The following is a 13,114-nucleotide window of genomic DNA, read 5'->3' on the forward strand; positions in this document are numbered from 1 at the left end:
GCGGCTTACTTGGTCGCGCGGCGGGCGTACTTGCTCAGAATCGACATCTGCGGCTTGTCGCTGCCGTCCTTGCCCGGCTGCACGGTGAAGAAATATTCCGGCTTCCACCAGGCGCCAGCAGCCCACCAGGTCCAGCCCAGCCACACGTCACTGTTCTTTTCCATGTAGGTCAGCATGCCTTCCAGCGCCTGGTCGCAGACCGGATTGTTGGCGGTGCCGAACTCGCCCAGAAAGCCCTTCTGCTTGTTCTCGCGCAGCCAAGCGGTAAAGCCGCGCAGCTTTTCCTCGCCGACCGTGGCGCTGGTGCACACCGGCTTGGTGCCGCTGTAGTCGTTGTCCAGATATTGGTGCGCTTCGAAGGCCAGGTTATTGGCCGGGTCCTTGAGGATTTCCAGCGCCTTGGCATTGGAGACGCCATAGTTGGAGCTGCGCCAGCTGTGCGCGCCGCTGTAGGCGGTACCCGGCACCAGGATCAGGTTTCTGGCGCCGGTCTTGCGGATCGCGTTGATCGCGCCTTGCGCCGCACTCGCCCAATCGGTGGCGGAAATGCCGTTGGGCTCATTCATCAGCCCGAAGATCACCGACTTGTCGTCCTTGAATTCGAGCGCCAGCCGGCGCCACAGATCCGCCACCGCGCCGGTGGGCACCTCGCTGCTGCCGATGCGCTTGCCGTTGTACTTGGCGTAGTTGTGCACATCCAGGATCAGGTACTGCTTGTTGGCCTTGGCCGCATCCACCGATTTCTTCAGCAGCGCCAGTTGCGCCGGATCCAGATCGCCATTGAGCTGTGGCTGCAGGCGTTCCCACAGGAACGGCAGGCGAATCGTGTTCATGCCCTTGCCTGCGAAATAACTGAAATCCGACGCGGCCGGGTAGGTGTAGTCCTTGAACAGCGTGCCGGGTTTCTTGCGTGAGTTGAACTCGGCGCCGGACAGATTGACGCCGACATACTTCAGGCCGCTGGATTCCTTTCCGGGGCGCGCAGGCTCCTTGGCGTGCGCCAGCGGCAGTGCGGCCAGCAAGGTCAGTGCGAGTGCGGCACTGCGCAAGGATGGGAGGTTGGGGGGAGAGCGGAACATGGAAGCCTCCTTCGGCATCGACGTAGGCGGCCGCAGGGGGAGGGCACGGCCAGCAGGGATGGTGCAGCGCAGGATGGTGGTTGGTCAGCGTAGAAGCTCCGGCGTTAGCGCGCCATTCACGCCGGCGAACGCCGATTTGATCGCGCGCAAACACCTGCAGGGCGCACCATGCCGCTGCGGTCGCGTCCGCAAGCCGCCAGGCAAGACGCACTGTCGCAGGAGTGCGACAGGCGCCTGTCTTAAGCTAGCGCCACCCTTTTTTTAGTCTCCCGCACTGTCGCGGGGGACGTCACATCTGGAGTCTCCCCCATGAGCCAAGCCCACGCGTACGCCGCCCAAACTGCCGATCAGCCGCTTGCACCGTTCGTGTTCGAACGGCGTGCGCCCGGCCCCAACGATGTGCAGATCGATATCGCCTACTGCGGCGTGTGTCACTCGGACCTGCATACCGCACGCAACGAATGGCACAACACGCGCTACCCGTCGGTGCCCGGCCATGAGATCGTCGGCCGCGTCACCGCAGTCGGCGATGCGGTCACCGGCTTCAAGGTTGGCGATCTGGCCGGCGTCGGCTGCATGGTCGACAGCTGCCGCAGCTGCGCGTCCTGTCAGGAAGGCGAAGAACAGTATTGCGAGCAGGGCTTCACCGGCACCTATAACGGCCCGATGTTTGGTGGCGGCGAGAACACCTACGGTGGTTACTCGGACCACATCGTGGTCGACCAGAAATACGTGCTGCGCATCTCGCACAGCGACAACCTGGCCGCAGTGGCGCCGTTGCTGTGCGCCGGCATCACCACGTATTCGCCGCTGGCGCACTGGAAGGTCGGTCCCGGTCAGAAGGTGGGCGTGGTCGGTCTGGGCGGCCTGGGCCACATGGCGGTAAAGATCGCCAAGGCGATGGGCGCCACCGTGGTGCTGTTCACCACCTCCGAGAGCAAGCGCGCCGATGCGCTGCGCCTGGGCGCCAGCGAAGTAGTGGTGTCCCGGGACGAGGCGCAGATGGCCGCACAGGCGAACACGCTGGACTTCATCCTCAACACCGTGGCCGCGCCGCACAACCTGGACCCGTTCCTCAATGCGCTCAAGCGCGACGGCGCGATGGTGCTGGTGGGCGTGCCCGAGGAGTCGCATCCTTCGCCGAGCGTGTTCAATCTGGTGATGAAGCGCCGCACCCTGGCCGGCTCGTTGATCGGCGGCATCCGCCAGACCCAGGAAATGCTGGATTTCTGCGCCAAGCACAACATCGTTTCGGACATCGAAACCATCCGCGCCGACCAGATCAACGAGGCCTACGAGCGCATGCTCAAGAGCGACGTGAAGTACCGCTTCGTGATCGACATGGCCACGCTGGACAAGGCGGCCTGATCGCCTGGCCTGCAGCCCTGCCACAGGGCTGCAGGTCGGTTGCCGTCGCTACAGTCGGCCCAGGTGATGCGGCATGGAATGCATCACCCGGGTTAGGACGGCGGTGTGTGGTCGTATGACCGCACGACATCAGCCGTACCAGCCGGATCGGCAGCGCCGCTGGGCGGCACTGCCGGCAAGGACTGCGGCTATGCCGACACCGGCGAGGCGTGCAGCTTGCCGGCGACAGGCAGGCTGTGTGGGCGACGCACCGGCAGCGGTGCGGAGAACAGCAGGTTCAGCGCGGGCAGGCGGCCCGGTGCGCGCAGCAGGCACAGCACCGCCGGCCCCAGCACGCCGACACTCAATAAGGCGAAAAACAGCACCGTCCCCTCGTCGATCCAGCGCGGCAGCAGGTAGGCCAGCACGATGAACGGCGGAAAGTGGCTCAGGTAGAACACCACCGAGTTGCGGCCCACATAACGGATTGCCTGCGCGGCCGGTTGCCGGTTCGCCCACATCGCCGCGGTGATCAGCAGCGGCAGCGCGACCAGCACCAGCGGCAGGTAGCCGATCCAGATGCTGTGCAGCGCGGTGAGATTGGCGATCAGCACGATGGCGCACAGGCTCAGGCACGACAGCGGCCAGATCCAGCGCGGTGCCTGCCGCAGCAGTGCCGGCACCCGGCCGGCCAGCAGCGTGCCGATGTAAAAGAACGCAAAGTAATAGAACGGATCGGCACCCTGACGCAGCAGCGGACCCAGGCAAACCGAGCCCAGCACGGTCGCGGCCAGGACCAACGGCGCCGGCAGCCGGCGCAGCAAGGGCATCAGCACCAGAAACACGAACAGGTAGAACAGGAACCAGGTCAGTGCCACGTTGCCCACTGCGATCTTGCCCAGGTCCACCCAGGCGATGGGTTCGGCCTTGGCCAGCACCGAGCCGGCCTCGCGCAGGGCGAAGATCAGCACCGACCAGAGCAGGTAGGGATACAGCACGTGCCGCAGCTTGCCGCCGAGGTAGGGCGCGATGCCCTTGTCCAGCCCACGCGCCACGAACAGGCCCGAGAGCAGGAACATCAGCTGCATACGCAGCGGCGCCAGCGAGCGGTTGAGGCGCTCGATCGACAGCATCAGTGCGCTGCTTTCTTCAGCAGCGCCGCCGCGCAGTTCCGGGTAGGCATCGAAGGCAAAGCCGTAGGCGTGCAGCACGATCACCATCAACACGCTGGCACCGCGGAGCCAGTCCACCCAGTCGTCGCGTCCGTATTGGCCGGTAGTGAGTTGCTGTGTCATGAGGTTGCTTCCTTGGTGGGGCCCACGGCTTCGCCGCCGCGGGGCGCGGCGACAGATGAATGAGGTCTGGAGTCCGCGGCGGCGGTATCGCGCACCGGGATGGGACCGACTGCCGTCATTGCCGAGCACATCCGGTTCGGCGCAGGGCGTCCTGCGCGTCGGGAGGTGGGTCGGCAGGATCGCGTTAGGGGGCGACAGCAGATATGTGACTTAAATCACACTTCTATAGTGGGTGCAATCGTCGAGGCTGCAGATCGATGCAGGCCCGGGCGCATGCCGATGGCAGGCTCAAGCGTATGTGCGAAAGGCTGCATGGCGGCTGGGCGCTTGCGTTTGCTGGCACTCCCGTCCGGCGCGCCGTGTGTCCAGCGAGATGCCGATCGCGGAAGAGGCGTGCGTGTGGCCTCGCGCGCTGCGGGTCGGACAAGCCACGACCTTGCGGATGCGATATCGGCGTTACGCCACGAGGCGTGTGGCCTGCGTGGCAAGCAGGTGGAACCCTGGGGCATGAGTCAGGCGAGAGTCTGGTCGCCTACAGGAGCGTTTTCCGCGCGGTAGGTCGCGGTGGATGCGCTGCATCGAGCAGCGTCATGCGGCCTGGCCGCCAACGCAGCGTGCGGGTTGCCCGCACGCGAGCCGGTAACCAGCGGTGGGCGCCGAGCCCACGCGCTGGTCGGCACTCAGGCCGCGGCCGGTTCCTTGACCTGCGCCTTGACGCCCAGCAGCTGCACGATGCTGCCGGCCGCATCGCGGCCTTCGGCCACCGCGGTGACCACCAGGTCGGCGCCGCGCACGCAGTCGCCACCGGCGAACAGGCGCGGATTGCTGGTCTGGTAGGGCAGGCGGCCGTTGTCGTCGGCCGGTGCGACGATGCGGCCGTTGTTGCCGGCTTCCACGCCCTGCGCTGCCAGCCAGTCGGGCAGGGTCGGCGAGAAGCCGAAGGCGATGATCACCACGTCCGCTTCCAGCAGCGATTCGCTGCCTTCCACCGGTACCGCGTTGCGCCGCCCGCTGGCATCGGGCTCGCCGAGGCGGGTTTCCACCACGGTCACGCCGATCGCCTCGTCGTCGGCGCCGGATTCGATCGACAGCGGCTGACGGTTGAACAAAAAGCGCACGCCTTCCTCGCGCGCGTTGGCGACCTCGCGTGCCGAACCCGGCATGCTGGCCTCGTCGCGCCGGTACGCGCAGGTGACCTTGGCCGCACCCAGGCGGATGGCGCTGCGCACGCAGTCCATGCCGGTGTCGCCGCCGCCCAGCACCACCACGCGCTTGCCGTTGAGATCGGGCAGCGCCATCTGGTCTTCCCAGCCGGCGATCGGCCGGCCGTGCGGGTCGTTGCCGCTGACGATGCGGCTGTTCTGCACCAGGAACGGCAATGCCGGCAGCACGTTCTTCAGGTCCTGCCCGGGCAGCCCGCCATCGGTGTAGCGGTAGGCACCGGTGCCCAGGAACACCGCATCGAACTCGCCCAGCAACTGCTCGATGCTGACGTCGCGGCCCACTTCCACGCCCAGGCGGAACTGCACGCCCATGCCTTCGAGGATCTCGCGGCGCTTGCCGATCACCGACTTGTCCAGCTTGAAGCTGGGAATGCCGAACTGCAGCAGCCCGCCGATCTGCTCGTAGCGGTCGTAGACCACCGCCTCGATGCCGGCACGCACCAGGCGGTCCGCGCAGGACAGGCCGGCCGGGCCGGCGCCGATCACCGCCACCCGCCACCCGCTCGGCTGCACGTTGCCCAGGTCCGGGCGCCAGCCCATCTTGAAGGCGGTATCGACAATGTATTTCTCCACCGCGCCGATGGTGACCGCGCCGAATTCCTCCAGCGTGCAGCTGCCTTCGCACAGGCGGTCCTGCGGACACACCCGCCCGCACACTTCCGGCAGCGGATTGGTGGAGTGGCACAGCGCGGCGGCTTCTTCGATGCGGTTTTCCTGCACCAGCTGCAGCCACTGCGGGATTGCGTTGTGCACCGGGCATTTCCAGCTGCAGTACGGATTGCCGCAGTCCAGGCAACGGCCGGACTGGTACTGCGCGTCGGCCTTGTCGAACTTGCCGTACAGCTCGCCCCAGTCACCGGACGTACGCAGCTCCACCGGAATGCGCGTGGGCATGGTCCGGGGCAGGTCGAGGAATTGGAAGGCTTGCTTGCGGCTCATAGGGCTGGGATTCGGGAGTTGGGATTGGGGATTCGCAACAGCGGGCGACGGGGGGCGGACGCGGTGCGAATCTCGAACAAACAATCACGACGCTGGAAGGCCGGGAGTGGAGATTCGGGAATCGGGATTCGCATAGCTTGAGCGAATCCCCAATCCCGACTCTCCAATCCCGTCACTCAGGCGGCACGCCTGAGCGACTCTGTCAGCGACTCGATGCTGGCGGCCTTGGGTTTGACCAGCCAGAACTTGCCGATGTAGTCGCGGAACTCGTCCAGGATCTGCTGCGCCCAGATGCTGCCGGTCAGCTCGCGGTGGCGGCTGATCAGGGTGTGCAGGTGCTGGCGATGGTTCTCGAAGCCCTCGGCGGAGACGCGGTGGATGTCGATCAGCTCGTGGTTGTAGCGGTCCACGAAGTCGCGTTCGATATCCAGCACGTAGGCCAGCCCGCCGGTGAAACCGGCGCCGAAGTTCAGGCCCACCTTGCCCAGCACCAGCACCACGCCGTCGGTCATGTATTCGCAGCAGTGGTCGCCTGCGCCTTCCACCACCGCCAGCGCGCCGGAGTTGCGCACCGCAAAGCGCTCGCCCGCGCGGCCGGCTGCGAACAGCTCGCCGCCGGTGGCGCCGTACAGGCAGGTGTTGCCGACGATCGGCGTGCTGCGCGCCTCGAAGCGCGCCCCGCGCGGCGGGCGCACCACCAGCCGGCCGCCGGCCATGCCCTTGCCGACGTAGTCGTTGGCTTCGCCTTCCAGCTCCAGCTGCAGGCCACCGGCGTTGAACGCGCCGAAGCTCTGCCCGGCGGTGCCGCGGAAGCGCAGATTCAACGGCGCATCGCTCATGCCGTGGTTGCCGTGCACGCGCGCGATGGCGCCGGACAGGCGCGCGCCGATCGAGCGGTCGGTGTTGTGGATCAGGAAACGGTGGTCGCCGCCGCGCTTGTTGGCGATCGCATCGGCGAGCAGGCCGTCCATCTGCGTGGCCAGGCTGTCGGGCGATTCGTACAGGCGCTGGGCGGCGCAATGGCTGCCGTCGTAGCGGGCATGCGTCAGCAGGCGCGACAGGTCGACCTTGACCCCGGCACGCGGGGAGACCTCCAGCTGTTCGAGCAGGTCGGTGCGGCCGACGATGTCGTCCAGCGAACGCACGCCCAGGTAGGACAGCCACTGGCGCACCTCTTCGGCCAGCAGGCGGAAGAAATGCTCCACGCGCTCCGGCAGGCCGGTGAAGTAGTTCGCGCGCAGGCGCTCGTCCTGGGTGGCCACGCCGGTGGCGCAGTTGTTGAGGTGGCAGATGCGCAGGTACTTGCAGCCCAGCACGATCATCGGCGCGGTGCCGAAGCCGAAGCTGTCGGCGCCCAGCAACGCGGCCTTGACCACGTCCAGGCCGGTCTTCAGGCCGCCGTCGGTCTGCAGGATGGTGCGCTCGCGCAGGTCGTTGGCCACCAGCGCCTGGTGCGACTCGGCCACGCCCAGTTCCCACGGCACGCCGGCATAGCGGATCGAGCTGACCGGGCTGGCCCCGGTGCCGCCGTCGTGGCCGGACACGGTGATCAGGTCGGCACCCGCCTTGACCACGCCGGCGGCAATGGTGCCGACGCCGGCATGGGCCACCAGCTTCACCGACACCAGCGCAGTCGGATTGACCTGCTTGAGGTCATAGATCAGCTGGGCCAGGTCTTCGATCGAATAGATGTCGTGGTGCGGCGGCGGGCTGATCAGGCCGATGCCGGGCTTGGCGTAGCGCAGCCGCGCGATCAGCTCGTTGACCTTGTGGCCGGGTAGCTGGCCGCCTTCGCCGGGCTTGGCGCCCTGGGCGACCTTGATCTGCAGCACTTCGGCGTTGACCAGGTATTCCGGGGTCACGCCGAAGCGGCCGGAGGCCACCTGCTTGATCTTGGAGCGCTTCTCGGTGCCATAGCGCGCCGGGTCTTCGCCGCCTTCGCCCGAATTGCTGCGCCCGCCCAGGCGGTTCATCGCGATGGCCAGCGCCTCATGCGCTTCGGGCGACAACGCGCCCAGGCTGATCGCGGCGGTGTCGAAGCGACGCAACACATCTTCGGCCGGGGCCACCTCGTCCAGCGGGGTCGGGGTGTCGGCGCGCTTGAGCTGGACCAGATCGCGCAGCGTGGAGGCCGGACGCGCATGCACCGCATCGACGTACTTCTGCCAGTCGCCGGCATCGCCGGTGCGGGTGGCGCGCTGCAGCGTCATGACCACGTCGGGGTTGTACATGTGGTACTCGCCGCCGTGCACGTACTTGAGCAGGCCGCCCACTTCCGGCTTGAGCTGGTCGTTCCAGGCGCGTGCGGTGAGCTCGCGCGCCTCGGTATCCAGCCGTGACAGGCCCACGCCGCCGATGCGTGCGGGCGTCTCGGCAAAGCAAAGCTCCACCACGTCCGGGTCCAGCCCGACGATCTCGAACAACTGCGCGCCGCGGTAGCTGGCGATGGTGCAGATGCCCATCTTGGAGATGATCTTGGACAGGCCCTTGTAGATGCCCTTGCGGTAGCGGCGGCCGATCTGCGACTGCTCGCCGCCCTTGCTCAGCTGCAGGATGCCGCGCCGGCCCAGGTCGAACAGCGTCTGGTAGGCCAGGTACGGATAGACCGCGGTGGCGCCGAAGCCGAGCAGGCAGGCCATGTGGTGCGCATCGCGCGCGGTGCCGGTTTCGATGATCAGGTTGACGTCGCAGCGCAGGCCCACCTTGCACAGGTGGTGGTGCACCGCGCCGGTGGCCAGCAGCGCATGCGCCATCGGCCGGTCCGGGACCGGGTAGCGGTCGGACAGCAACAGCATGACGGCGCCGGCGCGCGCGGCCGCTTCCACTTCCTGGCAGATGCGTTCCAGGCCGGCCTTGAGGCCTTCCTCCACGCTGTAGGACAGGTCGATCAGGCGGTTGCGCTCGACGTACTGCTCCATCTTCAGCAGCTGGCGCAGCTTGCGCTGGCTGAGTACCGGCGAGTTGAGGATGACGTGGTTCACCGTCTCCGCACCGGCGTGGAAGATGTTGGTCTCCTTGCCGAGCTGGGTGGTGAGCGACATCGCGATGCCTTCGCGCAGCGGGTCGATCGGCGGGTTGGTGACCTGCGCGAAGGCTTGGCGGAAGTAGTCGTACAGCGGCCGGGTCTGGCGGCTGAGCACCGCCATCGGGGTGTCGTCGCCCATCGAGCCGGTGGCTTCCTGCTCGGTCTCGGCCAGCGGGCGCAGGATCTGCTCCACTTCTTCGGTGCTGAGCTGGAACAGCTTGTGGTAGCTGCGCAGGGTCTGCTCGCTGAAGGGTTCTTCCACCAGCGAGGGGTCGATCAGTTCGGTCTGCAGATAGGTCACGCCCTGCTGCAGCCATTGCTTGTACGGCGCGCGCGCACGGTTGATGCGGTCGATGGCGTCCGAGTCCAGCAGGTCGCCGCGCTTGAGATCGATCGCCATCATCTCGCCCGGGCCTAGCTTGCCCTTGCGGGTGATGCGCTCGGCCGGCAGTTCCCACACGCCGGCCTCGGAAGCGACCAGGAAATGGCGGTCGGAGGTCAGCATCCAGCGCGCAGGGCGCAGGCCGTTGCGGTCGAGCATGCAGGCGGCATAGCGGCCGTCGCAGGCGACGATGCCGGCCGGGCCATCCCACGGCTCGGTGTTGAGGCCGTAGAACTCGTAGAACGCGGCCAGGTCGGCGTCCTTGAACTCCAGCGACTGGGTCGCCGGCGGCACCAGGATGCGCAGCGCCTGCAGCAGGTCCATGCCACCGGCGATCAGCAGCTCGAGCATGTTGTCCAGGCTCTGCGAGTCCGAGCCATGCATGGAGATCACCGGGTCGAACTCGGCGATGTCGAAACGCGGGGTCTGCCACACCTTGCTGCGCGCCTGCGCCCAGCGGCGGTTGCCTTCGATGGTGTTGATCTCGCCGTTGTGGGCGAGCAGGCGGAACGGATGCGCCAGCGGCCAGCGCGGCAGCGTGTTGGTGGAAAAGCGCTGGTGGAAGACGATCGCGCTGGAGGACAGGTCGCTGCGCTGCAGGTCCGGGTAGAACGTGCTCAGCTTGTCCGGCAGCACCATGCCCTTGTAGCTGATGCCGTTGGGCGAGAGCGTGGTGACGTAGAAGTTTTCCACCTCGCGCAGCGCCTGCTCGGCGCGGCGGCGCGCCAGGAACAGCGCCAGGGTGAAGCCATCTTCGCTCTGCTCGGCACCGGCATCGACGAATACCTGTTCGATGCGCGGCAAGGTGTCGCGTGCCAGCTGGCCGCAGACGCTGTCGTCGGTGGGCACCACGCGCCAGCCGCGGAACTGCACGCCGGCGCTGTGCAACTGGGTTTCCAGTTCGGTGCGACAGCGTGCGGCATCGGCTTCGTCCAGCGGCAGGAACACCACACCGGCCGCGTAGCGCGTGCCCAGGGCGATGCCGGCATCGCGCGCCAGCCCGCGCAGGAACGCATCGGGCTTGCGGATCAGCAGGCCGCAGCCATCGCCGGTGAGGCCGTCGGCCGCCACGCCGCCGCGGTGGGTCATGCGCGAGAGCGCCGCAATTGCGGTGTCCACCAGCGAGCGGGAAGGTTGGTCGTCCAACTGGGCGACCATGCCAAAACCACAGGCGTCGCGCTCATCGCGCGCGCTGTTGTAGAGACCGTGGTCGTTGAGCCCTTGGCGAGTGCGGGGGGCCATGTCTGCCTCTTTGCGATCTGGGAGAGCGGCGACGACGTTGCAGCGCTCGATCCGTGGAGCGTTTCGAAGAGGTCACCGGATGATCGACTAGACCACAGTTGATGCGGTGCCGCAATACACCGTTACAGCTGCAACGAGAGCGGCCGCAAGGCCTTGTGCCAGCTGGCTTGGCGCCTGTTCGCCAACAGGCGCCAACCGGTACTTAGCCGCAACGCACCGAAGCGATCACGTTCTTGGCATCCACTTCCAGATTGAGCCGTTCGCCGTTGAACTCCATCGTGGTCATCTGGCCGGGCTTGAGCACGCGCACCGACTTGGCGCCGGCGTCGGTGCGGGCCTGGTCGCTCACCGCATCGGTCAGCGCCTGGCCCACCAGCGATTGCACCTGGGTGGCATCGCAGCTGCCGATCGGCGGCGCTTCGGGCGCGGCCGCCGGTGCCGGTGCGGCGGCCTGTTCGGCGGCTTGCTGCGCCTTGGCGGAGACGGCTTCCTGCTCGTCCGGTTGCGGCGAACCGCAGGCAGTCAATGCCGCCAGCACGACCAGGGTACAGGCCAGACGGGCGGTAGGCAGGACAGCGCGCATCGATGACTCCAGCACAGTAGGGGAGGTCCAAGCATAAGCAGAAAACCCGCTCGCGGGCATCGCTTGCCCACATGGCGTTGTCGCAGCGTTGACGCGGCCTAGTCCTGACCGGCTCAACAATCGGCGCCTGTCCTTCGATCCGTGCGCAATGAAAGCCAAACGTGTTCTTCGCAATGCCGCCGCCACCGCCAGCGCGGCCGGCAAGTTGGCCACCGTTGCCGCCGGCGCGGTGGCCGCCACCGCCGCGGTGGCGAGCGTGGCCGCGGTTGCACAGGCCAAGGCCACCGCGCGCGCGGCCGGGCTCACCTACGTCAACGATCAGCAGCCCGGCATCAGCCGCCGCAAGGCCGGCAAGAGCTTCAGTTACCGCAGCGCGGATGGACAACGCGTAGCCGATGCCGACACCTTGCAGCGCATCCGCGCGCTGGCGATTCCGCCGGCGTATACCGAGGTGTGGATCTGCGCCAAGCCCAACGGCCATCTGCAGGCCACCGGCCGCGATGCGCGCCGGCGCAAGCAGTACCGCTACCACGCCGATTGGGCGCAGGTGCGCGGCGAAGGCAAGTTCGAACGGGTGATCGCCTTCGGCCAGGCGCTGCCCAAGCTGCGCCGCCGGCTACGCCGCGATCTGGTCTTGCCGGGATTTCCGCGTGAGAAGGTACTGGCGATCGTGGTGGCGTTGCTGGCCGACACGCTGGTGCGCGTGGGCAACGCCGAATATGCGCGCAGCAACCGGTCCTACGGGCTGACCACGTTGCGCAACCGGCACATGGAATTCCTGCGCGGCGGACGTGCGCGGCTGAAGTTCCGCGGCAAGAGCGGCCAGGATCACGATATCGAGGTGGACGACAAGCAACTGGTCAAACTGATCCGCGAGTGCCAGCAATTGCCGGGGCAATCGCTGTTCCAGTACCGCGATGACGACGGCCAGCTGCAGCCGGTGGACTCGGGCGAGGTCAACGACTACCTGCGCGAGGCGATGGGCGAGGATTTCACCGCCAAGGATTTCCGTACCTGGGGCGGCACGCTGGCGGCATTGCAACGCTTGGCACGGTTGCCGCTGCCCGAGCGCATGAGCGAGCGCGCGCTGACCCAGGTGCAGAACGATGTCATCCGCGAAGTGGCCGATGCGCTGGGCAATACACCCTCGGTGTGTCGCAAGGCGTATATCGACCCGTGCGTGTTCGAAGGCTGGCGCGCCGGTCACTTGCAGGCCATGGCCACCGGCGTGCGCGGCGAGCGCCAATGGGAGGCGGCCACGCTGAAGTTCTTGAGCGCTTCGCGTAACAAGCCCAAGGCGCGGGCAAGGCCTGCATCAAAGCGGAAGTCCGCTTGAAAACGGCGACAAAAACGACTGCGCTGACCCCCAGGCGGGCGCGGCAGGTGCCACAAGGACAGTGCGGTTGCTGCTCGCCGTCCACGCTTACGTGAAGCCGACGCGCTAGATTTTGTCAGCCACTCCAAGTGGAGGACCGGGAGCCGGATAGCAGCAGTGCCTTACCGAATCCCGAATCTCCAATCCCGAATCCCAAACGACTCAGCCGCAGTAGATCGCGGTGATGTTGTTGTTCGGGCCGGTCTCGACGGTGAGGTGATCGCCACCGCTTTCGCTGGCGCCCTGGGCCGGGTCGGCCAGGCCGCTGGCAGTGGTGCCGCCGGTGGCGCGCTCGCCGCGGCGCACGCTGACCTGCAGGCTGTCGCTGTCCACGCGCGCGCGTTCGATGGTCTGTGCCGCCGCGGCCAGGCCGACTGCGCCGCGCACCTTGTCGATATGGCACTGCCCGGAAATGGCCCCGTCGATGGGCTGCACCTGCACGACCTGGTTGGAGGCACAGGCCGAGAGCAACAACACGGCAGCGAGCGGAGCAAGGGTGCGGATCATCGGAGATCTCCAGCGGAAGAATGGCGCAAGCGTGAAGAAAGCGTTGTTGGCGTGGCATGAAGACTGCCCGCAGCCCGTGCACACGCCGGCTGACGCTGTTGGGCGTGGCGCCCCAGT

8 protein-coding genes are annotated in these 13,114 nt (G+C 67.1%); 2 read left to right on the forward strand and 6 right to left on the reverse strand.

All coding sequences use genetic code 11. The annotated features are described in order from the left end of the window. Window positions 1-5 precede the first annotated feature (5 nt). Window positions 6-1,079, reverse strand: coding sequence for a glycoside hydrolase family 5 protein (locus ABQ137_RS00590; RefSeq protein ID WP_349780934.1), 1,074 nt, complete (start codon window positions 1,077-1,079; stop codon window positions 6-8). A 309-nt stretch (window positions 1,080-1,388) separates the two neighbouring features. Here ABQ137_RS00590 and ABQ137_RS00595 point away from each other — a divergent pair, with 309 nt between their 5' ends. Further along, window positions 1,389-2,447: an NAD(P)-dependent alcohol dehydrogenase gene (locus tag ABQ137_RS00595; protein WP_039514696.1), complete on the forward strand. Its 1,059-nt coding sequence runs from the start codon at window positions 1,389-1,391 to the stop codon at window positions 2,445-2,447. A 188-nt stretch (window positions 2,448-2,635) separates the two neighbouring features. Here ABQ137_RS00595 and ABQ137_RS00600 read toward each other — a convergent pair whose 3' ends face one another. The 4 genes from ABQ137_RS00600 to ABQ137_RS00615 form a co-directional block, all read right to left on the reverse strand. Further along, window positions 2,636-3,721: an acyltransferase family protein gene (locus ABQ137_RS00600; RefSeq protein WP_349780935.1), complete on the reverse strand. Its 1,086-nt coding sequence runs from the start codon at window positions 3,719-3,721 to the stop codon at window positions 2,636-2,638. Between the two features lie 680 nt (window positions 3,722-4,401). Continuing rightward, a complete protein-coding gene (locus ABQ137_RS00605) occupies window positions 4,402-5,883 on the reverse strand; it encodes a glutamate synthase small subunit GltD family protein (RefSeq protein WP_102580105.1) in 1,482 nt (493 codons plus the stop codon). A 176-nt stretch (window positions 5,884-6,059) separates the two neighbouring features. Next, window positions 6,060-10,532 (reverse strand): glutamate synthase large subunit, encoded by a 4,473-nt coding sequence (gltB, locus tag ABQ137_RS00610; RefSeq protein WP_065033297.1) that lies wholly within the window; start codon window positions 10,530-10,532, stop codon window positions 6,060-6,062. 202 nt (window positions 10,533-10,734) lie between these two features. Further along, window positions 10,735-11,115: an I78 family peptidase inhibitor gene (locus ABQ137_RS00615; RefSeq protein ID WP_016901590.1), complete on the reverse strand. Its 381-nt coding sequence runs from the start codon at window positions 11,113-11,115 to the stop codon at window positions 10,735-10,737. A 58-nt stretch (window positions 11,116-11,173) separates the two neighbouring features. On the opposite strand from ABQ137_RS00615, the gene ABQ137_RS00620 reads away from it, so the two are divergent. Next, window positions 11,174-12,451, forward strand: a complete 1,278-nt coding sequence (locus tag ABQ137_RS00620; RefSeq protein ID WP_179464965.1) for a DNA topoisomerase IB — start codon at window positions 11,174-11,176, stop codon at window positions 12,449-12,451. Between the two features lie 201 nt (window positions 12,452-12,652). Here the strand turns inward: ABQ137_RS00620 and ABQ137_RS00625 are convergent, their stop codons facing one another. Continuing rightward, on the reverse strand, window positions 12,653-12,997 hold the full coding sequence (locus tag ABQ137_RS00625; RefSeq protein ID WP_024940425.1) for a hypothetical protein: 345 nt from the start codon (window positions 12,995-12,997) through the stop codon (window positions 12,653-12,655). Window positions 12,998-13,114 lie beyond the last annotated feature (117 nt).

The organism is Xanthomonas sp. WHRI 8393, assembly GCF_040203315.1.
GTDB lineage: Bacteria > Pseudomonadota > Gammaproteobacteria > Xanthomonadales > Xanthomonadaceae > Xanthomonas > Xanthomonas arboricola.

Coding starts and splice junctions, on each gene's coding strand:
- ABQ137_RS00590 (WP_349780934.1), bottom strand. CDS start 1,079: ATGTTCCGCTCTCCCCCCAACCTCCCATCCTTGCGCAGTGCCGCACTC.
- ABQ137_RS00595 (WP_039514696.1), top strand. CDS start 1,389: ATGAGCCAAGCCCACGCGTACGCCGCCCAAACTGCCGATCAGCCGCTT.
- ABQ137_RS00600 (WP_349780935.1), bottom strand. CDS start 3,721: ATGACACAGCAACTCACTACCGGCCAATACGGACGCGACGACTGGGTG.
- ABQ137_RS00605 (WP_102580105.1), bottom strand. CDS start 5,883: ATGAGCCGCAAGCAAGCCTTCCAATTCCTCGACCTGCCCCGGACCATG.
- gltB (WP_065033297.1), bottom strand. CDS start 10,532: ATGGCCCCCCGCACTCGCCAAGGGCTCAACGACCACGGTCTCTACAAC.
- ABQ137_RS00615 (WP_016901590.1), bottom strand. CDS start 11,115: ATGCGCGCTGTCCTGCCTACCGCCCGTCTGGCCTGTACCCTGGTCGTG.
- ABQ137_RS00625 (WP_024940425.1), bottom strand. CDS start 12,997: ATGATCCGCACCCTTGCTCCGCTCGCTGCCGTGTTGTTGCTCTCGGCC.